The 24,845-nt window shown below is 69.7% G+C and carries 19 protein-coding genes and 2 pseudogenes; 8 read left to right on the top strand and 13 right to left on the bottom strand.

Annotation, left to right across the window (positions count from 1 at the left end; all coding sequences use genetic code 11):
* Nucleotides 1–98 precede the first annotated feature (98 nt).
* Nucleotides 99–866 (top strand): MerR family transcriptional regulator, encoded by a 768-nt coding sequence (locus CGU35_RS17090; RefSeq protein ID WP_100812654.1) that lies wholly within the window; start codon nt 99–101, stop codon nt 864–866.
* Between the two features lie 114 nt (nt 867–980).
* Here CGU35_RS17090 and CGU35_RS18485 read toward each other — a convergent pair whose 3' ends face one another.
* A complete protein-coding gene (locus CGU35_RS18485; RefSeq protein ID WP_181003470.1) occupies nt 981–1,145 on the bottom strand; it encodes a hypothetical protein in 165 nt (54 codons plus the stop codon).
* A gap of 329 nt (nt 1,146–1,474) precedes the next feature.
* On the opposite strand from CGU35_RS18485, the gene CGU35_RS17095 reads away from it, so the two are divergent.
* Nucleotides 1,475–2,467 (top strand): DNA topoisomerase IB, encoded by a 993-nt coding sequence (locus tag CGU35_RS17095; protein WP_100812655.1) that lies wholly within the window; start codon nt 1,475–1,477, stop codon nt 2,465–2,467.
* Nucleotides 2,468–2,565: 98 nt separating this feature from the next.
* On the top strand, nt 2,566–5,814 hold the full coding sequence (locus tag CGU35_RS17100; RefSeq protein ID WP_100812656.1) for an efflux RND transporter permease subunit: 3,249 nt from the start codon (nt 2,566–2,568) through the stop codon (nt 5,812–5,814).
* Nucleotides 5,815–6,001: 187 nt separating this feature from the next.
* Here CGU35_RS17100 and CGU35_RS18775 read toward each other — a convergent pair.
* Both CGU35_RS18775 and CGU35_RS17110 read right to left on the bottom strand, forming a co-directional pair.
* Nucleotides 6,002–7,033, bottom strand: a pseudogene (locus tag CGU35_RS18775) (DUF998 domain-containing protein); the annotation flags it as partial.
* A gap of 50 nt (nt 7,034–7,083) precedes the next feature.
* Entirely contained in the window at nt 7,084–8,025 is a 942-nt protein-coding gene (locus CGU35_RS17110; protein ID WP_308455400.1) for an aldose 1-epimerase family protein, read from the bottom strand.
* Nucleotides 8,026–8,375: 350 nt separating this feature from the next.
* Here CGU35_RS17110 and CGU35_RS17115 point away from each other — a divergent pair, with 350 nt between their 5' ends.
* Both CGU35_RS17115 and CGU35_RS17120 read left to right on the top strand, forming a co-directional pair.
* Nucleotides 8,376–10,499, top strand: a complete 2,124-nt coding sequence (locus tag CGU35_RS17115; RefSeq protein WP_100812658.1) for a DEAD/DEAH box helicase — start codon at nt 8,376–8,378, stop codon at nt 10,497–10,499.
* Between the two features lie 151 nt (nt 10,500–10,650).
* On the top strand, nt 10,651–11,493 hold the full coding sequence (locus CGU35_RS17120; protein ID WP_100812659.1) for a UbiA family prenyltransferase: 843 nt from the start codon (nt 10,651–10,653) through the stop codon (nt 11,491–11,493).
* A 13-nt stretch (nt 11,494–11,506) separates the two neighbouring features.
* Here CGU35_RS17120 and CGU35_RS17125 read toward each other — a convergent pair whose 3' ends face one another.
* The 3 genes and pseudogenes from CGU35_RS17125 to CGU35_RS17135 all read right to left on the bottom strand — a co-directional run bounded on the left by CGU35_RS17125 (nt 11,507) and on the right by CGU35_RS17135 (nt 14,560).
* Entirely contained in the window at nt 11,507–12,679 is a 1,173-nt protein-coding gene (locus CGU35_RS17125; RefSeq protein WP_100812660.1) for an FAD-dependent monooxygenase, read from the bottom strand.
* Nucleotides 12,676–13,401 (bottom strand): methyltransferase domain-containing protein, encoded by a 726-nt coding sequence (locus tag CGU35_RS17130; protein WP_232711376.1) that lies wholly within the window; start codon nt 13,399–13,401, stop codon nt 12,676–12,678. The genes CGU35_RS17125 and CGU35_RS17130 overlap by 4 nt, the downstream gene beginning before the upstream one ends.
* A 5-nt stretch (nt 13,402–13,406) precedes the next feature.
* A pseudogene (locus CGU35_RS17135) lies at nt 13,407–14,560 on the bottom strand (type III polyketide synthase).
* 138 nt (nt 14,561–14,698) lie between these two features.
* On the opposite strand from CGU35_RS17135, the gene CGU35_RS17140 reads away from it, so the two are divergent.
* Nucleotides 14,699–15,079: a VOC family protein gene (locus CGU35_RS17140; RefSeq protein ID WP_100812662.1), complete on the top strand. Its 381-nt coding sequence runs from the start codon at nt 14,699–14,701 to the stop codon at nt 15,077–15,079.
* A 3-nt stretch (nt 15,080–15,082) separates the two neighbouring features.
* On the opposite strand, the gene CGU35_RS17145 is transcribed toward CGU35_RS17140, so the two are convergent.
* The gene (locus CGU35_RS17145) at nt 15,083–16,450 is read right to left on the bottom strand and encodes a glucose-6-phosphate dehydrogenase (protein ID WP_100812663.1); all 1,368 of its coding nucleotides are present in this window, start codon (nt 16,448–16,450) and stop codon (nt 15,083–15,085) included.
* Nucleotides 16,451–16,505: 55 nt separating this feature from the next.
* Here CGU35_RS17145 and CGU35_RS17150 point away from each other — a divergent pair, with 55 nt between their 5' ends.
* Nucleotides 16,506–18,374: a glycoside hydrolase family 15 protein gene (locus tag CGU35_RS17150; protein ID WP_100812664.1), complete on the top strand. Its 1,869-nt coding sequence runs from the start codon at nt 16,506–16,508 to the stop codon at nt 18,372–18,374.
* A 122-nt stretch (nt 18,375–18,496) separates the two neighbouring features.
* On the opposite strand, the gene CGU35_RS17155 is transcribed toward CGU35_RS17150, so the two are convergent.
* From CGU35_RS17155 to CGU35_RS17175, 5 genes are all read right to left on the bottom strand, one after another.
* The gene (locus CGU35_RS17155; protein ID WP_232711377.1) at nt 18,497–19,609 is read right to left on the bottom strand and encodes an ABC transporter permease; all 1,113 of its coding nucleotides are present in this window, start codon (nt 19,607–19,609) and stop codon (nt 18,497–18,499) included.
* Nucleotides 19,606–20,490 carry an ABC transporter ATP-binding protein gene (locus CGU35_RS17160; RefSeq protein WP_100812665.1) on the bottom strand — a complete coding sequence of 295 codons (885 nt, stop codon included), beginning with the start codon at nt 20,488–20,490 and terminating at the stop codon, nt 19,606–19,608. The genes CGU35_RS17155 and CGU35_RS17160 overlap by 4 nt, the downstream gene beginning before the upstream one ends.
* A gap of 100 nt (nt 20,491–20,590) precedes the next feature.
* A complete protein-coding gene (locus CGU35_RS17165; protein ID WP_100812852.1) occupies nt 20,591–21,244 on the bottom strand; it encodes a response regulator in 654 nt (217 codons plus the stop codon).
* 59 nt (nt 21,245–21,303) lie between these two features.
* Complete coding sequence (locus tag CGU35_RS17170) at nt 21,304–22,581, bottom strand: sensor histidine kinase (RefSeq protein ID WP_100812666.1); 1,278 nt, start codon at nt 22,579–22,581, stop codon at nt 21,304–21,306.
* 56 nt (nt 22,582–22,637) lie between these two features.
* Nucleotides 22,638–23,483 (bottom strand): exodeoxyribonuclease III, encoded by an 846-nt coding sequence (locus CGU35_RS17175; RefSeq protein WP_100812667.1) that lies wholly within the window; start codon nt 23,481–23,483, stop codon nt 22,638–22,640.
* Between the two features lie 65 nt (nt 23,484–23,548).
* On the opposite strand from CGU35_RS17175, the gene pyrE reads away from it, so the two are divergent.
* On the top strand, nt 23,549–24,124 hold the full coding sequence (gene pyrE, locus CGU35_RS17180; RefSeq protein ID WP_100812668.1) for an orotate phosphoribosyltransferase: 576 nt from the start codon (nt 23,549–23,551) through the stop codon (nt 24,122–24,124).
* A gap of 142 nt (nt 24,125–24,266) precedes the next feature.
* Here the strand turns inward: pyrE and CGU35_RS17185 are convergent, their stop codons facing one another.
* Nucleotides 24,267–24,839, bottom strand: a complete 573-nt coding sequence (locus CGU35_RS17185; RefSeq protein ID WP_100812669.1) for a YdeI/OmpD-associated family protein — start codon at nt 24,837–24,839, stop codon at nt 24,267–24,269.
* Between the last annotated feature and the right edge of the window lie 6 nt (nt 24,840–24,845).

Consider the following 24,845-nt stretch of genomic DNA (forward strand, 5'->3'; position numbering starts at 1 on the left):
ATATATCGTGAGTACAAGGGTGTCGTCGGGAGAAGACGAACCGGTTTGACATTGACGCAGCGTCAACGCCTAGCGTGGCTTCTCGAAGGGGGAGCGACATGGAATGGACGATCCAGGAGGTGGCGCGGAGCGCCGGGACGACGAGCCGTGCACTGCGTCACTACGACGCGATCGGGCTGCTGCATCCGATCCGCGCCGCATCCGGTGGACAGCGGATCTACGACAGTGCCGGCCTCTTGCGCCTGCAACGGATCCTTCTGCTGCGCGGCCTGGGAGTCGGTCTGTCGCGCATCGCCCGCATCCTCGACGAGACGGCGGCCGCCGACGAAGCAGATGCCCTCGCCGAGCACGCTGCGGCCCTGCGCGAAGAGCGCGAGCGGCTGACGCGACAGATCACGGCCGTCGAGAAGACGATCGCGGCATTGAGAGGGGGTGAAGAATTGATGATGGACACGATGTTCGATGGATTCGACCACACCGCGTACCGCGACGAGGTCGAGACCCGTTGGGGAGCGGAGGCCTATTCCCGCAACGACGCCTGGTGGCGCGGCATGTCGGCCGACGACAGGTCAGCGTGGCAACAGCGCGCCGCGGACCTCGCGCGTGACTGGATCCGTGCCGCCGAAAGCGGCGTCGCGGCAGACTCTCCGATCGCCCTGGGTATGGCCCGTCGTCACGTCGAGTGGCTCGCGGGCATGCCGGGGACGCCGTCGGGTGCCGACATGCGTGCGTACGTCACGGGTCTCGCCGACATGTACGTCGCCGATCCGCGGTTCGGCGCAAACTACGCCACGGCGGACGGAGGAACGGCGGGAGCGGAGTTCGTTCGCGACGCGCTGCACACTTACGTGGGGCGCGAGCTGTAGCCGCAAGAGCGGATCCCGAAAAGACGGATGCCGCGGTCCAGCACGATAGCTGGACCGCGGCATCCGCGGCGGAAGGCCTACGCGCGCACCCGAAACGCGCGCGGCCGGACATCTCTAGACCTTGCTTCGACCCGTGATGAGGCGGAGCAGGAACATGATCAAGGCGATCACGGCGAGCACGATGGCGACCCAGATCAGCCAGTTGGCTGCAGACCAGATGCCGCCGGTGATGGCCAGCACGACCGCGATGATGATGATGATGAGGGCTGCGAGGTTCATGGTGAGGCTCCTTTGTGTTTCGTCCGCTCGGTCGTGCGCCGGGCTCATGCCTCGGCGGACGCACGCGGACGGTGTGCGGGTGGCACTGACAGCAGACGCTATGCGGGTCCCGGAGAGCGTGCGAGGGGGTTGACGGGCCTGCACGGACGGTGCTAATCGCGACGCGGGCACAGTGATACGTGCGACGAGCATGTGCGCGTGGGGTCCGCGCATGGCTGTCCCGGGTCGAGTCCGGATGCCGGGTGTCAAGTCCTCCCTCGAGGGGCGCCGAAGGCGCTAGGTTTCGACGGGATCGCACGTCGCGGTCGGGGACGGGGGAGTGCGGGGCGATGACGGCTGCACGAGCAGGGAGTTCTGGCGCACGCCGCCTCGTCCGGGTCCGCCCCCTCGAAGACCCCGGTCTGCGACGCATCCGGTCCGGATCCGGATTCCGATACGCCGACCACCGCGGCAAGCCGGCATCTGCACGTGACGTCGCACGCATCGAAGCTCTGGTGATCCCGCCCGCGTGGCGGGACGTCTGGATCGCCCGTGAGGCTCGGGGACACATCCAGGCCGTCGGCACGGACGATGCGGGTCGACGACAGTACCTGTATCACTCCGCATGGAGCTCCACGCGCGACCGCGGCAAGTTCGCGCGGGCGTTGCAGCTAGCCGAGGTGATCCCCCGGGCTCGAGCGCGAGTCACGACGGCCTTGCGCCGAGAGCAGCTCGACCGCGAGCGGGTGCTCGGCGCGGCGTTCCGGTTGCTCGATCAGGCTGCGCCCCGCGTCGGGTCCGCCCGCTACCTGAAAGCGAACGGCAGCCGGGGCCTGACCACGCTGATCCGCAGGGATGCGACGGTCGAGGGAACCGTGGTCACCCTCTCGTTCCCCGCCAAGAGCGGCAAGCGGGCGCTGATCGACGTCGACGATGCGGATCTCGCCCTCGTCATCACGCAGCTCGTCGCCGGTCGACCGCGTTCGCCCCTGCTCGCGTACGAGCGGGGCCGACGGCGTGTCGCGCTCACGTCGCGTGACGTCAATGCGCACGTGCGCGCGCTCACCGGCGGATCGTTCACGGCGAAGGATTTCCGGACGCTCCGTGGCACGATCCTCGCCGCGGAAGCGCTGGCGCGCATCGGGCCCGTTGCGACGAAGTCCGACCGCAAGCGGGCCGAGCAGCTGGCCGTTCGGGCCACGGCGGAGTCGTTGGGGAACACCCCCGCCGTGGCGCGCGGGAGCTACATCGATCCCCGCGTGTTCCGCGCCTACGAGAGGGGCCGGCTCCTGGATCTGAACGTGGCCGCCGAGACGGCCATTCGCGAGCTGCTCACGGGGTAGGAGGGCGCCGACGGATGCGATACTGATCAGGATACGTTCGCGTATCGTTCCCCGGACTCCGGCTCGGTGTCCGCGCCGTCTCACATCGAAGGCCGACCGTGTCGAATCTCGCCATTCTGAGCCTGAAGAACCGCGCGCTCATCGCCCTCATCACGATCGTGGCGGCTGTGTTCGGCGGGCTCGCGCTGACCAGCCTGAAGCAGGAGCTGATCCCGTCGATCGAGTTCCCGCAGCTCGCCATCGTCACGGCCTACCCGGGTGCCTCACCGGAAGTCGTGAACACGGATGTCTCGACGCCGATCGAGACGGCCATTCAGGGCATCGCGGGGCTCGAGTCGACGGTCGCGACGAGCACCACGAACGCGTCCATCATCTCGGCGTCGTTCACCTATGGCACGAACCTCGCGACGGCCGAGCAGAAGATCACCCAGGCGATCAACCGCATCGACGCTCAGCTGCCCGAGTCCGTCGAGCCGAACGTGATCTCCGCGAGCTTCGACGACTTCCCCGTCATCCAGCTCGCCGTCACCGGCTTCGATGACGCGCTGTCGATCCAGGCGCAGCTCGAGAAGAGCGTGATCCCGGATCTCGAGGATGTCGACGGCGTGAACGCCGCGCAGATCGTCGGGGGCATCGGTCAGAGGATCACCATCACGCCGGACAGGGCGTCGCTGGCGGCCGCCGGGTTCAGCCAGCAGGCCATCCGGGACGCCCTCGATCAGAACGGCGTGTTGTTTCCCGGCGGTCAGATAACCGAGGCCGACCAGTCGCTCACGGTGCAGACCGGTGCCAAGATCACGACCGTCGATGAACTCGCTGCACTGCCGCTCGTGCCGACGAGCGCCGATCAGTTCGGACCCGAGACGGTGACGATCGGGGATGTCGCCACCGTCGTGGAGGACACGGACCCGGTCACGTCGATCTCTCGCGTCGATGGAGAGCCGGCTCTGACGATCGCCATCACGAAGCTGCCCGCTGCCAACACCGTCGACGTGTCGCGCGGCGTGCTCGCGCTCCTGCCGGAGCTCGAGCGGAGCCTGGGAGGACCGACGTTCACGGTCGTGTTCGACCAGGCCCCGTACATCCAGCAGTCGATCGAGTCGCTCGCACAGGAGGGCCTGCTCGGGCTCGTCTTCGCGGTGCTCGTCATCCTGCTGTTCCTGCTGTCGGTGCGTTCGACGCTCGTCACGGCGATCTCGATTCCGACCAGCGTTCTCATCACGTTCATCGGGATCCAGGCGTTCGGGTACTCCCTCAACATCCTCACCCTGGGTGCGCTGACGATCGCGATCGGGCGGGTGGTCGATGACGCGATCGTCGTGATCGAGAACATCAAGCGCCATTACGTGGGCGACGCGGACAAGACCGCATCCATCCTGCTGGCCGTGCGTGAGGTCGCCGCGGCCATCACCGCGTCTACGCTCACGAGCGTCGCCGTCTTCCTGCCGATCGTCTTCGTCGGCGACGTCACCGGCGAGCTCTTCCGGCCGTTCGCGCTCACCGTCACGATCGCGATGCTCGCCTCGCTCTTCGTGGCGCTGACGATCGTGCCCGTGCTGGCCTACTGGTTCCTCCGCCCGGGCAAGCCGCTGGTCGACGCCGACGGTGCTGCCGTCGACCCCGAGTCACCGAGGGCACCGCACACGCGCCTGCAGAAGTCGTACCTGCCGATCCTCACCTGGACCCTCAAGCACTCGTGGATCACGCTGGCGCTGGCGCTCGTCGTGCTCGGCGGCACGGCCGCGGCGGCGCCGTTCATGAAGACGAACTTCCTCGGCGACTCCGGACAGAACACCTTCACCGTGACGCAGAATCTCGGCCCTGCGGCAAGCCTCGAAAGCGAGGACGCCGCCGCGGTGCGGGTGGAAGAGGTGCTCCTGGGCATCGATGGCATCGAGACCGTCCAGGTCTCGATCGGATCGAGCGGTTCGGCGCTTCGTGACGCATTCTCGGGCGGCGGCGCGGGTATCACCTACTCGATCACGACCGACTCGGACGCGGATCAGGTCGCGTTGCGTGAGCGTGTTCAGACGACGCTGGCCGATCTCGACGGTGCCGGCGAGATCGCGGTAGGCGGGTCCGGAGGAGGCTTCGGGTCGAGCGACATCGAGGTCGACGTGAGTGCCCCCGACCGCGCGACGCTCGAGCAGGCGACGGCGGACGTCGCTGACGCACTCGGTGGGCGCGACGGCATCGGTCAGGTGACCAGCAATCTGTCCGCATCGCTGCCGTACATCGCGGTCGTCGTCGATCGTGAAGCCGCTGCCGCCCGTGGCCTGTCCGAGGTCGCGGTGGGTGCGCTCGTCTCGGGCGCGATGCAGCCCCAGGCGATCGGGTCCATCGAGATCGATGACACGGCCCTGACCGTCTACCTCGCGGCATCCGTATCTCCCGCCAGCCTCGATGAGCTACGGGCGCTCGAGGTGCCGACGGCGACCGGCCCCGTTCGGCTGGACCAGATCGCCACCGTCGACGAGACGGACGGACCGACCTCGATCACGACCCAGCGCGGGCAGCGAACCGCGACGATCACCGTCACGCCCTCGACGGACAACCTGAACGCCGCCTCGGCGTCGGTCACCGAGGCCCTGGCGGACATCGACCTGCCGGTGGGTGCCGACGCCGAGGTGGGTGGGGTCGTATCGCAGCAGCAGGACGCCTTCACCCAGCTCGGCATCGCGCTGCTGGCCGCGATCCTGATCGTCTACATCATCATGGTCGCGACGTTCAAGTCGCTACGGCAGCCCCTGCTGCTGCTGGTATCTGTGCCATTCGCCGCCACGGGAGCTATCCTGCTGCAGATCGTGACCGGTGTTCCTCTCGGGGTCGCGTCGCTGATCGGCGTTCTGATGCTGATCGGCATCGTCGTGACGAACGCCATCGTGCTCGTCGATCTGGTCAATCAGTACCGCGAGAAGGGGCTGAGCGCATACGAGGCCACGATGGCGGGGTCCGCGCGACGGCTGCGCCCCATCCTGATGACAGCCCTGGCGACGATCTTCGCGCTCCTGCCGCTGGCGCTCGGCATCACGGGCCACGGAGGATTCATCTCGCAGCCGCTGGCGATCGTCGTCATCGGCGGGCTGGTCTCATCGACGGTGCTGACCCTGGTCGTGCTGCCGACGCTCTACAACCTGGTCGAGGGTGCTAGTGAGCGGCGAGACGCTCGCCGGGGCGGCGCCGCATCGTCTGATTCAGGGCCGCACGAGCCGGACCCCCGCGGAACGGACGGCGGACAGTCGACGCGCGAGACGGCCGAAGCGGGCTCACCGCTGCTCGGCGGGTATCCGGCGGCAGCGCCCGTGCAGCAGACCCGTCGGGTGCGCCGCGGCGAACACGACGGCTGACGAGGACGGGGCGGCGCGGGCGGCCCGTCGCGACGTCGCGGCGCGGGACGGATGCCGACACCGGCGCGGGAGTCGATACCTCAGCGGGCGGAAGCGCGATCGGCGAGTGCCGCGTCTCGACGCAGGTCGCGAAGACGGCGATCCAGCCGAACATCAGGCCGAAGGCGACGATCTCGAAGGCGGCGAGGTTGATCACGCCGAAGATGAAGACGGTCGCGCCCACCACGAGAATTGCCGCGATGGCGCCGGTTGCGCGCGTGAGGCGCGGGGGGAGGCCACGCAACAACCACGGCGTGAGGATGAGCAGTGCCGCGAACGACAGGGTCATTCCCGTGGCCGCGCGGTCGTGCAGGAACTGCTGCTGGTTCACCGGGATGAACCCCACCATCGCCATGTGAAAGCCCACGCACGCGACCAGGATCGCGAAGACGCGCGGTGCGCGGACGCTCCGCAGCCGTTCCTGGCGTCGGGCGTTGATCAGAACGCGACGGACACGGAACGAGAATGCGACGATCAGGGTGCCGGTCGCGATGAGTGTGCCGTTGAACATGTAGCCCGAGAAGGCGTGGAATGTTCCCAGCTGGCTGAAGTGCAGCTGCCACCAGTCCGGGTCGGGCGTCGTCAGGATCGACGTGAGCGACCCGAGGACCGTCAAGGACATGAGCATCCCGACCGCGTGGATCGTCTCGTTGCGCGACGCCGCCAGCGTGGCGACCAGCGAAACGATCGCGATGCTCACCCCCGCTGCGACCGTCGCCTGCAGCGCGGTGACGTGAGCGCCGCCCGTGAGGTTGTTCAACAGGATGAAGGCGAGGGCGACCAGCAGTCCCGATATGAGCGCCTGCGCCAGGCCCGCCGAAACCGCGTCGATCCGGTGGCTCCAGTGGCCGTCGTGCTGGCCCCGTGCGATCGATACCTCGGTGCGCCGCGTGTACGCGCGATACGCCAGGACCCCGCCCGTCGCGGCGGCCGCGAAGGCGGCAAGCATGCCCACCGACCAGTGGCCCCAGAGGGGTACGGTGGGGTCGCCAGGGGTCGCACCGAGCGTGAGCACCGTGGCGCCCACCGCGAGGATTGATGCGCGGAGGGCGCGCCAAGCGCGCAAGTTGGACGGGGCGATGTTGACGGAGGGTGTGACGAGACCGGGGGGTGTCACGTCCAGACCTTTCGGGGGGTGTCGGGATGCGTGGCTATTGCGAGGAGTATAGCGGGCTATCATTTCCGCCAGCGGCCATTTAGCCCCCTGGAGACCCGTACATGAGAGTTATCTCATGTACGGGTCAGTTCAATCCCCCAACTCAGCGACCAGGATTCGGCGTAGGCGAGCCATTTCAGGCCTCGTCCGGAGTTGAAAGCATCCGCGGGCGCGGTCATCGGCTCGATTGCCACCGCGAGCGACTGGCCCGGATAGCGGTCCGTGGTGAAGACCTGAGCGAAGTCGAACCCCGGCCCCTGCCACAGGACGAGCGATCGACCATCCGGAGCCGTCAGTGAGTGACGGATGAGTCCGTCGTCATCGCGGGCGAGTCCCGAATACGCGGTGTCGAGGGTGACGTCGCCGAGCCGTCGGCCCTCGCGCAGGTCGTTGCCCGGGCCCACCGGTTCTTCACCCGTCGGCACGAGCTGCTTGTCCACGACGAATCGATGGGTACCGGACGAGCGCAGGACGAGGTCGCGCGTAGGAACGCCGCCGATCATCAGGTAGGGGTGGGTTCCGACGGCGACCGGCGCGGCATCCTTCCCGACGTTCACGATCTCGTGCGTGACGGTGACACCTGTCTCGGCCAGTGCATACGTCACGCGGGTCGACAGGTGGAAGGGGTATCCCGTCTGCGGGTAGACATCGGCCTGGAGCGTCACCCGGTCCGCCTCGACCTCGATGGCCTGATAGGCGGCGAAGCGCAACAGGCCATGGGAGGCATTGTTGAGCGCGGGCTCCGTGATCGCGAGTCGGCGGGGCTTGCCGTCCTGCATCCAGGCGCCGTCACGAATCCGGTTCGGCCACGGCACGAGCACGACACCGGATGCCGCCGGAGAGGGTGCATCGGGCGGGTAGGGCGGAACGAGGTCGACGCCGCCCACCGTGAGACCCCGAAGCGCGGCACCGACCTGCGTGATGTGCGCGCCGACGCCGGTGTGCGCGTTGCGAAGGACGAACTGCGCTCCCGTGGGTCCCGTTCGCACGTCGCGTGCCTCTGAGGTGAATGTCACGGGTGGAGCCTCCTTCAGTCGACCGCGACCGGCCGAACATTCCCATGCTATTCAACCGTCGGCGCGCTCCCCGTCGCGTCGTACCCGGCTTCGTCCCAGCTCCGGACTGCCCCCGTGCGGTAGTGTTGTGCGGTCGGCTCTGGACACCGCGCGCTTGTGCGGATGGGTTTGTGAGTCCAAGGGGCCGATGGTGGGGGCGAATCCGCCCCGGCGACCATCACGTTGAATGGCCCCCGGCCGACGAGAGTCCGGGTAACTCCGACCGCGATCAGACGCAGATCTGACCGGCGCACTCTGGTGCGATCAGTGGAGTGCTGTTCTCACATGAGACAACCCAGAAGGACACCACCATGCCCAAGAACAAGAAGCCGGCCGGCGGCCGACCCGCCAAGAACTTCGAACCGCGTCGCGGCGAGAAGACCCCCTATCAGGACCGCAAGCGTCAGGGCGCGGCAACCGAAGCCCGCACGCAGAAGCCGGGAAGCCGCAGCGCTGGTCACCGTGGCTTCCGTGGTTCGTCTGAAGAGTCGGGCGCGCCCAAGGCCCGCTGGACCTCGGCGCAGCGCGCGGGTCGTGAAGAAGCCCGCGGCATCCGCACCCACGCGCAGGGCGACCGCCCGGCTCGTTCGTTCGAGGAGCGTCCGGCCCGTTCGTTCGACAACCGTCCCCTGCGCGATGGTGCGGAGCGTCCCGCGCGTCGTGAGTACGACAACGACCGGCCCGCCCGCCCCTACGGTGAGCGTCCGGCCCGTTCGTTCGACAACCGTCCCCCGCGCGATGGTGCGGAGCGTCCCACGCGTCGTGAGTACAACAACGACCGGCCGGCGCGCACCTACGGTGAGCGGCCCGCGCGTTCGTTCGATGAGCGCCCGGCACGGTCATTCGACGACCGCCCGAAGCGTTCGTTCGAGGGCCGTCCCCCGCGCGGTCGTGACGAGCGTCCCGCCCGTTCGTTCGACGAGCGTCCCGCGCGCTCGTACGACAACCGACCGTCGCGCGACGGCGCGGAGCGTCCCGCGCGTCGTGAGTACAACAACGATCGCCCGGCTCGGACGTATGGCGAGCGTCCCGCGCGGTCGTTCGACGACCGCCCCAAGCGTTCGTTCGACGACCGCCCGAAGCGCGAATACAACAGCGATCGCCCCCGTCGCGATGACCGCAACGGTGCACCCGCGGGCCGTTCCGACTGGTCGAAGAAGCCCGAGCGCACCGCATCGCACGAGCAGCACGTCGACGTCGTGCACGAGCGGCTGCAGGCCGAAGCCATCCAGGCGACGGATGTCGACGGCGTGAGCTTCGGCGATCTGGGACTGGGCGACAACATCGTCCGCGCCCTCGCCGATCTCGGTGCCGCCGCACCGTTCGCGATCCAGGCCGCGACCATCCCCGAGATCATCGCGGGCCGCGACATGCTCGCCCGCGGTCGCACGGGCTCGGGCAAGACGATCGCCTTCGGCGCTCCGATGGTCGAGAACGTGCTCCGCGGCCAGGCCGGCCAGCGACGCGAGTTCGGTCGCAAGCCGAAGGCGCTCATCCTCGCCCCGACCCGCGAACTCGCTCTGCAGATCGACCGCACGATCCAGCCGATCGCCCGCAGCGTCGGGCTCTTCACGACCCAGATCTACGGCGGCGTGCCCCAGGCGCGTCAGGTCGGTGCGCTCAAGAAGGGCGTCGACATCATCATCGGTACCCCCGGACGCATCGAAGATCTCATCAACCAGGGCCGCCTCGACCTGAGCGAGGTCCAGGTCGCGATCATCGACGAGGCCGACCACATGTGCGAGCTCGGGTTTCTCGAGCCCGTGCAGCGCATCCTGCGGGAGACATCCGACGGCTCGCAGAAGCTGCTCTTCTCGGCGACGCTGGACCGCGAGGTCTCGGCGCTCGTCGACGAGTTCCTCGTCGAGCCGGCCGTGCACGAGGTCGCCGGTGAAGACCAGGCCTCCAGCACGATCGAGCACCGCGTGCTCGTGATCGACCACCGCAACAAGGCCGAGATCCTCAGCCGCTTGGTCGACCGCGACGGCAAGACCCTGGTCTTCGCCCGCACCCGCGCGTTCGCCGAGATGCTCGCCGAGCAGTTCGCCGACGAGGGCATCCCGGCCGTCGCTCTGCACGGCGACCTCAACCAGCAGAAGCGCACGCGCAACCTCGAGCGTCTGACGTCGGGACGGGTCAACGTGCTCGTCGCGACGGATGTCGCGGCACGCGGCATCCACGTCGACGACATCGACCTGATCATCCAGGCCGACGCTCCCGACGAGTACAAGACGTACCTGCACCGCTCGGGCCGTACCGGTCGCGCGGGCAAGCAGGGGCGCGTCGTCACGCTGATCACGCGCCAGCGTCGTCGCAAGATGACCGAGATGCTCGAGCGCGCCGAGATCGTCGCACCGTTCCAGGACGCGGCGCCCGGCGACGACGTGATCGACGAGCTCGCGGGTGGTCTGACCGCGGCCGAGTTGACCGCGTAACGAGCACACATCCGAAAGGGCGCCCCGGGTCATTCGGGGCGCCCTTTCGCGTCGGGTTCGTCGCGTGGGGTTCGGGGTTGCGTCACTGAGCTCGTCGAGGCGACCGGTTGTGCCCGGTCTGCCCCGGCGAGGTACGGATAGGGTTGCGGGCATGCGCGCCGCCCTCGCCCTCTGGCGCTCGACCCACCCCGGTCCGACGCTCGTCGTCACCGCTCTCTCGCTCGGTCTCGGCATCGCGGCGGGCCTGGATGCCTGGCGCGTCGCCGTGCTCGTGATCGCGGTGTTCTCCGGGCAGCTCTCCATCGGCCTGTCGAACGACGCGATCGACAGCGACCGGGATCGCCGCGTCGGACGCAGCGACAAGCCGATCGCGCGCGGCGATGTGTCGCTTCGCGCGGCCTGGGTCGCGGCTCTCGGGTCACTGGTGATCGCGCTCGTCCTCACGGGATGGCTCGGGCTCGGGGCGCTCGCGGCCCACGCCATCGTGCTGGCCTCGGCCTGGGCTTACAACGCCGGGCTGAAGTCCACGGCGATCTCGATCGTCCCGTTCCTCGTGAGCTTCGGGCTCTTCCCCTCGGTCGCCACCCTCTCAGCCCCGGAGCCCGCTCTGGCCGCTTGGTGGTCCACGCTCGCGGGCGCGATCCTGGGCGCCGCCGTGCACCTCACGAACGTGCTGCCCGACCTGGACGACGATCGAGTGACCGGGATTCGGGGGTTTCCCCATCGGACCGGGGCGCGGTGGTCGGCCGTGCTCGCGGCGCTCGGGATCATCGTCGGAGCGGTCGCGGTCGTGTGGGGTTCGGCGAACGGCGACGTCCAGCGCGTGGGCCCCCTGTCGTGGGTGTTCGCCGCGGTCGTCATGGTTGCCGCCATTGCGACGATCGTGCTGGCCGTGACCCGCACCCCGGGTCGCGTCCTGTTCCGGCTCGTGATGTTCGCCGCCCTCGTGCTGGCGCTCCAGCTCGTGCTGTCGGGTGGCGGGCTGACGGGCTGAGGCGCTCGAGTATTCAGGACCGAGTCCGCGAGGCGGGGTCGAAGCCCATCGCGTATGCCCGCGTCAGCATGTTGCCGGTGATCCCGCGGAGCGCCAGGCCGACAGCCGCCCGGCGTGCTCGGGTCGTTGCGCGGCCCCCCGCCCGGCCCAGCGCGGTGTTCGCCGCGGCGATGCGACCCGACAGAACAGCCGCCGCCAGCCGACGACGTTCCCACCCTGCGAGTTCCCGTTCGGGCGCGACGCCGTCCCTCACCCACAGCGCGAGCAGGGGAGCGAGGGTGGCCGCGTCGATCAGGCCGAGATTCATGCCCTGACCCCCGATGGGGCTGACCTCGTGCGCGGCGTCGCCGATCGCGAAGACCGCGCCGCCGCGCATCGCGGGAACGAGCGAACGGCGAACCCCGAATGCCGTCGCCGCCCGGATGCCATCGGCCCCGGATGCGGTCCCCATCCGTCGTTCCACGATGGCGCGCAGACGGTCTGTCGCGGCGTCCCCCTCCTCGACACCGCCTTCCTCGACCCAGGCGACATACCGGCGCATCCCGTCCGGCAGAGGGAACGACTCGAGTACGCCGTCGGGCTCGAGTCGCACGACGGCGGAGTCGCCGTCGCGACTCGTGTCGGGAGCATCCGTCATCAGGTACCGATCGGGGTAGGTCTTCGTGCGCACGGCCGCGGTGAGCGGGCTGATCGTGCGTCCCCGCGATCCCGTGGCGACGACGACGATCCGTGATCGTTCGACCGTCGCTCGCCCGGCGCGGTCGACGATCTCCACCTCGACGGCAGGCCCCCGTTGAGAGACGCGTTGCGCTGTCAGCCCGCGGCGGACGGCGGGTGCGTCCCAGGCGTCCGCGGTCGCGGCGAGCGCGGCCTCGGTTGCGTGCTGGGGGAGCGTGGCGACATACGGATGCCTCGAGTGCAGCCGATCGAAGTGGACCGTGCCGAGGCGTCGTCCCTGCGCCAACGCAACGCCGGTGCGAACCCGTCGAGCGGCGGCGAGCAGTCGATCCGTTGCGCCCGACTGCTCGAGCGCCGTCAATGCCGCGGAGTGCACGCCGACGGCCCGGGTCCCCGCAGATCGGTCCGCGCGTCCCTCGATGACGGTCGCCTCGACGCCGAGGCGCGCGAGTTCGGCGGTGAGCATCACGCCGACCGGCCCGGCACCGACGATGAGCACGTCGTTCATGCCGCGAGGTTTCGGACGGCGAGGATGCGGAAGGGCGCCGGGCGCTCGACGAGCCACCCCTCCGGTACCAGCCCGGCGAGCTCGGTCGGCGTCCAGCTGCGGCGGATCGAGCGGAGGCCGTCGGTTCGCAGAAGGGTGCCCGGTGCCAGCGGGGTGATGCCGACGGCGTAGGCGGCGTAGGCCAGGCGCGAGCGGGCGATATCGGAGTGCAGGGCGAGGCGGGTGGCGAGGCGCGCCGAGTCCTCGAGCACCGTACACAGTTCGGCGGGCGTGAGGTGGTGCATGACGTGGCTCGACAGGGTCACGTCGAAGCGTTCGCCCGAATCTGCCAGCCGAGTGCTGTCGGTCAGCCGGTACTCGATGCGAGGCACGGGTCGCGCGGCGCGCGCGACGGCGAGGCTCCGCTCGTCCGGATCGATTCCGACACCGGTCACGTCGAAGCCGTCCGCCCTCGCGCGTGCGACGAGTCCACGCAGCACATCGCCCCCACCGCATCCGATGTCCAGCAGACGCACGGGACCCGGTGCCGTGGCCAGCGCTGGTCTGACGCGCGTCCGGTACACGGTGCCCCAGGCGGCGATCAGTCGGTTGACGAGGGTGAAGCGCTCGAGGGTCGCGCGCAGCCGATCGGGGTCGCAGTCGGGGTCGTCCATGAGCTCGCGCAGGTTCTCGGCGCGTTCGTTCAGGGTCGGACGCCCCCGGCCGGTGGTCACCCGGGCCATCCGGGTCATCCCGCGGTGATCGGCTCGGGGCGGAGTCCGGCGATCTCGTCGGCGTTCACGACCGTCGGCACACGGGCCGTGAGGAGCGCCGACTCGACGGTCAGTCCCGGGCCGAACGCGACCCCGATCGCCCGCGAACCGTCCACCAGGTCCGGTTCCTCGAGCATCCGCGCGAGGATGAAGAGCACGGTCGCCGACGACATGTTGCCGTATCGCCGCAGAACGTCGCGCGAGAGCTCGAGGGCGTCGCCCGGCAGATCCAGTGCGGTCTCGAAGCGATCCAGGATGCTCCGGCCTCCGGGATGCACGAGCCACCGGTCGACCCGCCCGTCGCGCGCGAGGACGGGCGCGAGCGCATCGCGCACCTCGCGCCCCACGATGCGGGGGACCTCGGCCGTCAGGGTCATCTCGAACCCGTGGTCGCCGATGATCCAGCGCATGTCGTCCTCGCCCTCGCTCGTCAGCGCGGTCGCGAATCCCTCGAGCGCGAGGCTCGGCGCATCGGTCGATGCCCGGGCCGTCACGACGGCCGCGGCGGCGCCATCCGCGAAGACCGCTGAGGCGACGATCTGCTCGGGATCCGACGACGCGCGCAGGTGGATGCTGCAGATCTCGCCGCACACGACCAGGACGACGGCGTGCGGGTCGGCGGCGCAGATGCGCGCGGCCTGCCGGAGGGCCGGGAACGCGGCCGCGCAGCCCACGAAGCCCAGGTGGTCGCGCTCGACCGTGGTGACTAGCCCGAGATCGCGGACCAGGCGATAGTCGGGTCCCGGCGCGAAGAACCCCGTGCACGAGGCCGTCACGACGTGTGTGATGGCGGATGCCTCGACATCCGCTCGCGCCAGCGCTTCACGCGCAGCCCGGGCGAAGAGCGGCGGCGCTTCACGGCGGTACACGTCGTTGCGCGTACCCGTCAGGGGTGAGCGCACTTCGCGGCTCTCGCCGTCGATGAAGTCGGACGATCCTGCCTGCTGGCTGCCGAGCTCGCTCAGCACCGTGTGCCGGTGTCGATCGCGGATTGGTCGAACGCCGCGCCGATCAAGCGCGCGGTCAATCTGTCGACACCGGGCTGCGCCAGGAACAGGTCGCGCACCACGGACTGGGGCAGGACGGTGGTCGGCACAGCGGTGCCGATGCCGAGGATGTGGGCGGGCATGTCTCAGAGTAACCAGCGCGGGCGCGCCCGGGGCCGGGGGTTGACAGCCGAGTCGGGTGGGTTCGATCCGGTGCGACCGGGTCTGGACATCCGCGCCACTCGGGAGCACCCTGGTGCGCACGGACACGAGGAGGACGCATGTTCACGAACGAGCACGCATTCGGCGGATTCTCGGTGGATGACATCGACGCCGCGCGGCACTTCTACGCCGACATCCTGGGCATGACGGTCGAGGACGACCCCATGGGATTCCTGCGGCTGCGGCTCGGGTCGGGAGCCGACATCCTGATCTACGGGAAGCAGGGGCATGAGCCCGCGAGCTTCACGATCCTGAACTTCCCCGTCGACGATGTCGAGGCGGCGGTCGACGACCTCAACGCGCGAGGGGTCGCGACGAAGATCTACACCGACCCCGATTACGGCACCGACGAAAAGGGCATCTCGCGAGGAATGGGGCCCGATATCGCGTGGTTCCGCGACCCCGCCGGCAATGTCCTCTCGGTGCTCGAGGGCGACTGACGGTCAGTCCAGGCTCGCCCAGCCCGCGGGGCCGCTCGACCCCGCGGCGTACTCGTCGAGGGGGACCGAGCCGCTCCGCCAGGCATCGATCGCGGGTTGCACGATGCGCCAGCACTGCTCGGCGGCATCTGCGCGCACCGAGAGCGTCGCGTCGCCGTCCAGGATGCCCGACAGCACCTCGCCGTACGCCCTCAGGGCGCCGTCGCCCAGGTCCGCCGTGAGCACGGTCTTCTCCATCCGGAACGGATCATCGGCCCCGTTGACATTGAGTTCGAGGGACATCCGGTCGGGCCCGAGCGTGAAGCGCAGCACGGAGCCCTCGGCGTCGCCGGTGAAGCCCTGGGGCAGATGCCGGACGGGGCGGAACCGCAAGACGATCTCCGCATCGCGAGCGGCCAGGGCCTTGCCCGACCGGAGCGTGAACGGCACACCTTGCCAGCGCGCGTTGCGCACCTCGCAGGTCAGCTCGGCCAGCGTCTCGGTGTTGCGCGCGGGGTCGACCCCGACCTCGTCGACGTACGAGGGCACCGGCGTGCCATTGCTCGTCCCCGCCGTGTAGACGGCGCGTCGTGCCGCGTGCGCCGGATCGTCGTTCCAGAGCACCGTCGCCCGAAGTGCCGCGGACGTCGCGTCACGCAGGTCGACCTCGTCGAGGGTCGCGGGTGGCTCCATCGCCACGAACGCGAGCACCTGCAGCAGGTGACTCTGGATCATGTCCGTCAGCGCCCCCGCGTGGTCGTAGTACCCCGCCCGACCCTCGAGCGCGAGGGATTCGTCGTAGCGGATCACGACGGACTCGATGTTCTCGGCCGACCAGACGGGCTCGAGGACCCGGTTCGCGAACCGGACTCCGAGCAGGTTCAGAACGGTCGACCGACCGAGGAAGTGATCGACGCGGAAGATCTGCTGCTCGGGTACGAGCCCGAGCGCGGTGGCGTTGAGGGCCCGTGCGCTCTCTTCGTCGACCCCGAACGGCTTCTCGAGCGCGAGGATCGTCCCCTCGGGCAGCTCGACGTCGGTCAGTGCCTCGCACGCCCGCGCGGCGACCGCCGGGGGGACGGCGAAGTAGAGCGCCAACCGTCCGGGAGTCGATGCGACGAGTGTGCGCAGGTCGTCGGCGTTCGTGATGTCCGCTCGGGTGTAACTCGTCGACGCGATGACATCGTTCGCGGCATCCGCGCCACCGGCCGCGAAGGATGCGCGCACGACGTCGCGCCAGTGGTCGTCGCTCCAGTCATCCATGCCCGCGCCGCGCAGGTGCACGCGCCGCCAGCTCTCGCGGGTGAGGAGCTCGCCGAGAGCCGGGAGCAGCAGGCGCGAGGTGAGGTCGCCCGAGGCGCCCAGGATCAGGAGCGTGGTCTCGACCGTCATGCGCCCACACTATCCGCGCGGATGATCGGGAGATCTCCCAGTCCCCCCTGACACCATGGGGACGGTGACCTCCCCCATCGCGGACTACGCCATGCTCAGCGACACGCGCACCGCGGCCCTCGTCTCTCGGGAGGGCAGTATCGACTGGCTCTGCCTGCCGCGTTACGACTCAGCATCGATCTTCGGCGCCCTGCTCGGTGATCAGCGGCACGGATGCTGGGGCCTCCGCCCCACGGATCCATCGGCCGTCCCCACGCGACGCTACGACGGCGACACGTTCGTGCTGGTGACGCGCTGGGAGAGCGCGACCGGTGTCGCGGAGGTCTGGGACTTCATGCCGCACGGAGATGGACTTTCCGAGCACGGCGTAGCGGTCGTCCGCCGCGTCGTCGGGGTGAGCGGGACCATGGAGTTCACGCAGCGCCTCACCCTGCGCTTCGACTACGCGCGGGCGGTGCCGTGGGTCCGTCAGGTCGGCGACGATGACGCCCCCGCACTCCTCGCCGTCGCCGGCCCCGATGCGGTCATCCTTCGGGGCGCCCGCCTCGCGCCGACGGACCATGAGCACCGCGGCACACTGGCGGTCGGCGCGAGCGAGCGGGTCGACCTGACACTCTCGTGGTTCCCCTCCTACCTGGATGCACCCGCCGCAATCGACGTCGATCGGGCGCTCGCCGCGACGACCGCGTGGTGGCAGGACTGGGCAGCTCGCATCGATCACGCCGGTCCGCACCACGACGACGTCGTCCGCTCGCTGCTGGTGCTGCGCGCCCTGTCTCACCACGACACCGGCGGCATCGTCGCAGCCGCCACCACGTCGCTGCCCGAGGATTTCGCGGGAACCCGCAACTGGGACTACCGCTACGTCTGGTTGCGGGATGCGGCGCTCACGCTCGAGGCGCTCATCGGGCATGGTTTTCTCGGAGTCGCCGACCGGTGGCGCGCGTGGCTCATCCGCGCCATCGCGGGGGATCCCGCGGAACTCCAGATCATGTACGGGCTCGGCGGCGAGCGTGATCTGTTCGAGCGCGAGCTCGACAGCCTCCCGGGGTACGGCGGCGCGGCACCCGTGCGCATCGGCAACGGCGCGGCACATCAGTTTCAGGCCGACGTCATCGGCGAGGTCATGGTCGCCCTCGACGAGGCGCGCAAGGCGGGTCTGCCCGAGTCCGAAGCATCGTGGCCGATGCAGCGCGCGTTGCTCGCATACGTCGAGGCGAATATGGACCGCGTCGACAACGGCATCTGGGAGATCCGCGCAGACCCGCACATGTTCACACACTCCCGCGTCATGATCTGGGCGGCGCTCGACCGGGGCATCCGTGCCGTACGGGAAGGCGGACTGGACGGGCCGGCCGATCACTGGGAGCGCCTGCGCGACCGGATGCGGCGCGAGATCGACGAGCGGGGCGTGGACCCCGACGGCGGGTTCTTCGTGCAGTTCTACGGCACGAGCGAGGTGGATGCCTCGCTGCTCCTTCTCCCGCAGGTCGGGTACTGCGCGGCCGATGACCCGCGCATGTTGGCGACCGTCGCCCAGATGGAGCGCACGCTGATGCCCGACGGACTCCTGCTGCGATACCGCACCGAGACCGGGGTCGACGGGCTGGAGGGCGACGAGCATCCGTTCCTCGCCTGCTCGTTCTGGCTCGTCCAGCAATACGCCGCTTCGGGGCGAGGTGCTGATGCCGCTCGCCTGATGGACCGCTTGTGTGCCCTGGCCAACGATGTCGGTCTTCTGTCGGAGGAGTACGACGTCGGCGGTCGTCGTCAGGCAGGCAACACACCGCAGGCCCTGTCGCACCTGGCGCTGGTCGGTGCCGCCGACGCACTGGTCGGCCACTACGGTCGCGCGGTCGCGTCGGCGCTCAAGCACCCGTCGTCGACCACCGCGCCCGTCGAGGGCGATTCTCGGGTGTCCTGACGGCGCCGATTCACACGCCGCCGAGTCACACGCCGCCGATTCACACGATGGCGCGCGTTCGCGGCATCCGCTCCACCCATCGATGGCGCGGATGCCGCGAACAGCAGCCGATATGCGACTCGTCAGCCGCGCAGCGCCTCGACGAGCTTGACGCGCCCGCCCATGCGCAACAGCGAGTTCTCGTAGATCTTCGCGCCGACGAAGATCGCGGCGACGCAGGTCGCGATCAGGATCACGAGGGACAGCAGAGGTTCCCACCACTGCGCGTCGCCGAGAAACAGGCGCAGGGGCATGCCGACCGGAGCGGAGAACGGCACGTACGACATGATGCCGACCACCAGCGGGTTGTCGTTGAAGAAGATCACCAGGAAGTACGGCGCCATGATCAGCATCGTCAGCGGGGTCGTGGTCGAACCGATGTCCTCCTGACGCGACACCATCGCGGCTGCGGCGGCGAACAGCGACGCGAGCAGGATGAAGCCGAAGAAGAAGAACACCGCGAACCACGCGATGGGTCCGCCCAGGCCCTGCAGCAGCGCCGTCTGCCCCGTCACCGTCAGGCCCACCACCGCGATCGCCGCGAGTCCGAGTATCTGCGCCATCGCGAGGACCGTGTTGCCGATGACCTTTCCGGCGAGCAGCGCGCGGGTCGGGACGGCCGAGATCAGGATCTCGACGACGCGGGTCTGCTTCTCCTCCACGACGCTCTGAGCGATGGTCCCGCCGAACAGCGATGCGGCCAGCAGGAACACCACGCCGAACCCGATGGCGACGAGGTAGCGCAGAGCCCCGCCCGTCTCGTCCGGGTTGAGCAGCTCGACCGTGGGTGTCTGTGCCAGCATGAGCAGCAGGGTCGTCGGGGGGGACGAATCCGCGATGAGCGCGATGCCCACGGGTGACGACGCGTCACCGACGATCGCCGCGTCGACGGAACCGTCGCGGACGAGCGTTTCGGCGGCCGCGCGATCGGGCGTGTTGGTGATGTCGAGACCCTCGATGCCCTGCACCTGCGAGGACGCGTCCGGCGTCACCGCGACCGGGATGCCCGAGGCATCGCGCGCCGTGAATCCGCCCCAGATCACGCCGGCGAGCGCGACGGCGAACAGGATCGCCGTCGAGATCAGGAAGGCCTTCGAGCGGAGCTTCGATCCGATCTCGCGCTCGGCGACCAGCCAGACGCTCTGCGCGGTCGAGGGCGATTGACGAGAGGCGGACGACGTGATGGGCGTGCTCACTGGATGACCTCCTTGAAGATCTGGGCGAGGGTCGGATGCTGTGGCGCGAAGCTCGTCACGTCGCCGCGCTCGACGGCCCGGCGCAGAACCGCCTGCGCGGTCTCTTCGGTGTCCGTGTCGAACAGGGCGTAGCCGCCGTCGAACTCGAGCACGGTCACGCCGGGCACGTCGCGCACCCAACCCGCGTCGACCGCCGAGACGAGCTCGAAACGCTGGGCCGAGTGCTGGGCGCGGAGCGCGTCGCGGCTGCCCGCGGCGCGGATCGTGCCGTTCGCGATGATGACGAGGTCGTCGCAGAGCCGCTCGACGACATCGAGCTGGTGGGATGAGAAGAGCACGGCGGCGCCCTCGGCGGCCCGTGCCTGAAGAACGCCGGCGACGACGTCGACGGCGAGCGGGTCCAGGCCCGAGAACGGCTCGTCGAGGATCAGCACCTCGGGGTCGTGCACCAGCGCTGCGGCGATCTGTGCGCGCTGCTGGTTGCCCAGCGAGAGCGTCTCGACGTTGTCGCCGAGGCGCTCGCCGAGACCGAGCTGCTCGAGCAGGCCCTGGGCGCGCGTCGTGGCCTCGGCCTTCGAGTAGCCGTGCAGGCGCGCCAGATAGACGATGTGCTCGAGCACCTTCATCTTCGGGTAGAGCCCGCGCTCTTCGGGCATGTAGCCGAACCGGCGCCGGTCGGACGACGACACGGCCGCACCGTCGAGCTCGACCTGGCCGCCGTCCTTGCCGAGGACGCCCAGGATGATGCGCATCGTCGTCGTCTTGCCGGCGCCGTTGCCACCGACGAAGCCCGTCAGGCGCCCGGGCGAGACGTCGAACGAGACATCGTCGAGCACGCGACGCCCCCCGTAACTCTTCGTGATACCGGTCAATCGCAGCATCCGTCGTCCTTTCCGTGGGTGTGACTCCACGTTACGGATGCACGCTCGATGGGGCCTCCCCCCGCCGGGGGGTCTTCATGCTCCGGCGCGCGGGGGAGGCTCAGACGAAGCCGTTGCGGTGCGCCCAGACGACCGCGGCGACGCGGTCTCGGGCCCCGAGCTTCTGCAGCACGTTCGAGACGTGCGTCTTGACGGTCGCCTCGCCGATCACCAGGCGCGCCGCGATCTCGGCGTTGCTGAGCGCCTGGGCGAGCAGCCGCAGCACCTCGACCTCGCGCTCGGTGAAGGGCGGGGCGCCACCGCCGGGCGCACCCGCAGCAGGCCAGGGAGTGACGGCGGCCTCGCCCGTTGCGTCGGCTCGTGCGGGTCCGCCCGCGAACCGGGCGATCACGCGGCGCGTGACCTCGGGGGCGAGCAGTGCGTCACCGGATGCCACGACGCGCACGGCGGCGACGAGGTCTTCGGGGCCCGCGTTCTTCAGCAGGAACCCGCTCGCCCCGGCCGCGAGGGCCTGGAACAGATAGTCGTCGCGGTCGAACGTCGTGACGATCAGGACGGCCGCCGAGACATCCGGGTCCGCGACGATCCGGCGCGTCGCCTCGAGGCCGTCGAACACGGGCATCTGGACATCCATGCAGATGACGTCGGGGCGGTGCGTGCGCGCCCGCTCCACGGCCGCCGCGCCGGTCTCGGCCTCGCCGACGACGTTGATGCCGCCCGCGGCCTCGAGGATCATGCGAAAGCCCGTTCGCATGACGGCGTGGTCGTCCGCGAGCAGGACACGGATCGGCTGCCCCGCCGAGCCGTCGGAACTCACGAGTTGCTCCAGGCGGGCTGGCGCGGCACGCGCACGCGGACGAGGTACCCGCCACGCGAGCGTGGCCCGGCATCGATCGTGCCGCCCGAGGCGCTCGCGCGCTCCCGCATGCCGACGAGTCCCAGGCCTCCGCGTGCGGGCACGCCGGTGCGGCCGTCGTTCGTGACCTCGATCTCGACGGCGTCGGGGCTGTACCGCAGGCGTACGTCCGCGCGGGCATCGGGACCGCCGTGGCGTCGCGCGTTCGTCAGCGCCTCCTGCACGATCCGGTAGAGGTTCACCTGCACGACGTCCGGCACGGGCCAGGGGTCGCCGAGTTCGCTGAGCGTCGTCGGCAGGCCCGCCTCGACGGCGTGCTCGACGAGGCCGGGCAGCCCCGCGAGCCGGACGGTGGACGCCGCGTCATCGGCACCCTCGATGACGAAATCGTCGGGCGTGCGCAGGGTCCCGAGCAGCTGCCGCAGTTCGTCGAGGGCCTCGCGAGCGGATGCCTCGATACCCGACAATGCGCGTCGGGTCGCGGCCGGATCGCTGTCGAACACCGCACGGGCGGCGCCCGCCTGCACGCCCATCGCCGAGACGTGGTGCGCCACGACATCGTGGAGTTCGCGCGCGATCCGGAGCCGGTCGAGCGCCACCGCCTGCCGGGCGGTGACCTCGCGCTCACGCTCGAGCTGTGCGGTGCGTTCGCGCAACTCGGCGCGTTTGCGGGCCGCGGCGTACGCGTGATCGCCGAAGTAGTACGCGCCGCCGAAGTAGAGGGCGTTGATCAGGAACTGGATCAACATGAACGCGACGTACGGAGAGAAGGCGCCGACACGCGAGAGGCCCTCGTCGGTCGGGGCGGTCGAACCCTGGAACGTCGTGATGAGCAGCCAGACGAACATGCCGGCGATCAGCACGGCCCGCACGAGCATGGCGCGGCGGCGGTCGTCGACCCATGCCCCCACGGTGTAGATCGCGATGAACACGGCGATGTTGCCGACATAGATCTCGGGAATGCGCAGACTCACGGCCACGAAGTACGCCGCGCACACCACGATCGCCACGAGGGAGGGGAAGCGTCGCCGGAAGGCGAGCGGTGCCGTCACGACGGCGGAGTACACCACACCCCACCCGAAGGGGGCCTGCTCGTCACCGTAGAGCCCCGCGACCGAGGTCAGCCACGCGCTCAGGATGCTGCCGATGAGCATCGCGGCCGCGAGGAGGGCATCGGCTCGGAGGTCGGCCGACGTCGGCACACGCCTCAGGGACGCACGATCGGACTCGCTCATTCCTCCACGGTACGACGGCCGGCTCGCGGCGACATCCGCCGGACGGAGGAGAGGCCTCAGCCGAAGATCATCGGGACATCGTCGGAATCCGAGGCGCTTTCGAGCTCGAGGTCGACGACGACGGGGACGTGGTCGCTCGGGATCTCACCCTTGCGCTCGTTGCGGTGGATCGCCGCGCCCCGCACGGCCTCGGCAAGGGCGTGGGAACCGAGGATGAAGTCGATGCGCAGGCCCTCGTTGCGGGGGAAGCGCAGCTGCTTGTAGTCCCAGTAGGTGAACCCGGTCGGCACGAGGGGCCGCACGACATCGCTCAGCCCCGCGGTCTCGAGCTCGCGGAAGGCCGCACGCTCGGGCTCGGACACGTGCGTCGTGACGCCCGGGATGACCGTCGGGTCGCCGTTGTCGGCGTCGGTCGGGGCGATGTTGAAATCACCGACCAGCGCGAGGGCCGCGTCGGGGTCGCCCTGCAGGGTCTCGCGTGTGTACTGCGCGAGCGCATCGAGCCAGTCGAGCTTGTAGACGAAGTGCGGGTCGTCGAGCGAGCGACCGTTGGGAACGTAGAGGCTCCACACCTTCACCCCGTCGACCGTGGCGGCGAGGGCGCGCGCCTCGAGCGGAGCATCCGGACCCTCGTGTCCCTTCGCGAAGCCGGGCATGCCGGGAAAGGAATGTTCGATGTCGGTCATCGGCAGGCGGCTCGCGATCGCGACGCCATTCCACTGGTTCAGCCCGTGCGCCTCGACCGAGTACCCGGCGTCCTCGAACTGTGCGTAGGGGAACTGATCCGGTCGGCACTTGATCTCTTGCATCGCGAGCACGTCGATGTCTTCGCGCACGGCGAAGTCGACGGTGCGCTCGACGCGCGCGCGGATGGAGTTGACGTTCCAGGTGGCGAGCCGCATCCCTCCAGCCTAGGAGGTGTCGGGGACATCCGAATGGCCTGCCCCGGCGCCCTAGACTCGACCGCATGACCGCGTCGACACCCGAAATCGAAGCCGACCGCCAGAGGCTCATCGCCCTCATCTCCGACGAGGCGGTGTTCCGCGGGGACTTCATCCTCTCGAGCGGCAAGCAGGCCAACTACTACGTCGACATGCGCAAGCTGACGCTCGACCACCGCGCAGCCCCGGCCATCGGTCGCATCATGCTCGACCTGATCGCCGACATCCCGGACGTGGCATCGGTCGGCGGACTGACCCTCGGCGCCGATCCGATCGCCAACGCGATCCTGCACGAGTCGGTGCACGCGGGGCGGCCGCTCGACGCGTTCGTGGTGCGCAAGGAGCCGAAGGACCACGGCCGCGGTCGCCAGATCGAGGGCGCGGATGTCTCGGGCAAGCGCGTGGTCGTCGTCGAAGACACCTCGACCACGGGGCAGTCGGCACTCAAAGCCGTCGAGGCGCTGCGCCGCGAGGGCGCCGAGGTCGTCGCGGTCGCCGTGATCGTCGACCGTGCCACGGGGGCGCAGGCCGCCGTCGAGGCCGCGGGCCTCGAGTGGCGCGCCGCGATCGGGCTGGCCGATCTGGGTCTCGACCCGCAGTAGCGCTGCGCTGCGCCGCGCCTCAGTCGCGGTCTTCGCGGTCGCCTCGACGCCGCCACAGAGCGACGAGGAACGTCACCAGGCTGCCGCCGACGATCAGTATCGACACGGCGAAAATCAGGTCCCTCTGCGACATGGGGTGCTCCTAGGGTCGTCGCCCCGCGGCGGCCTCGGCGACGATCCGGGCGATGCGGGTGGCCCGGGTCTCGGGGCGCTTGGCGCTGGCGATCTGGGTCAGCCCGAACGTCCGCACGGACGGCGGGAACGAATCCCACGCAGCGCGTGCCTCGGGCACGGCGTCGAGCGCCGCGGCGAACTCGGGTGGCTCGATCAGCGCTTCGGGTCCATCGAGCATCGTCCACGTCCCGTTCGCCTTGGCGACCTCGATCGCACGGATGCCGGCGGCCTCGAGGAGTCCGGACGCCTTCAGGATCTCGATCCGGGCCTTGTTGGTGCCCGCCCACCCGCTGCTTGCGCGGCGCGGGGCGAACCACAGTCCGGATGTCTCGGCATCGAATACGCGGACCGGCCCGTCGATCCAGCCGAAGCAGAGAGCCTGCCGGATGGCGTCTTCGTACGGGATGTGCAGGTGGGCGAAGCCCTTGCGGCCCCGGACGAGCCACGCACCCGTCGAATCAGCGTGGTTCGCAGCCAGCCAGGCGCGCCAGATGGCGGAGTCCGCTGCCCGCACCCGCTCGCCCTCATCCAGCACACCCATGCCGCG

Source organism: Microbacterium sp. BR1 (assembly GCF_002812725.1).
Classification (GTDB): Bacteria; Actinomycetota; Actinomycetes; order Actinomycetales; family Microbacteriaceae; genus Microbacterium.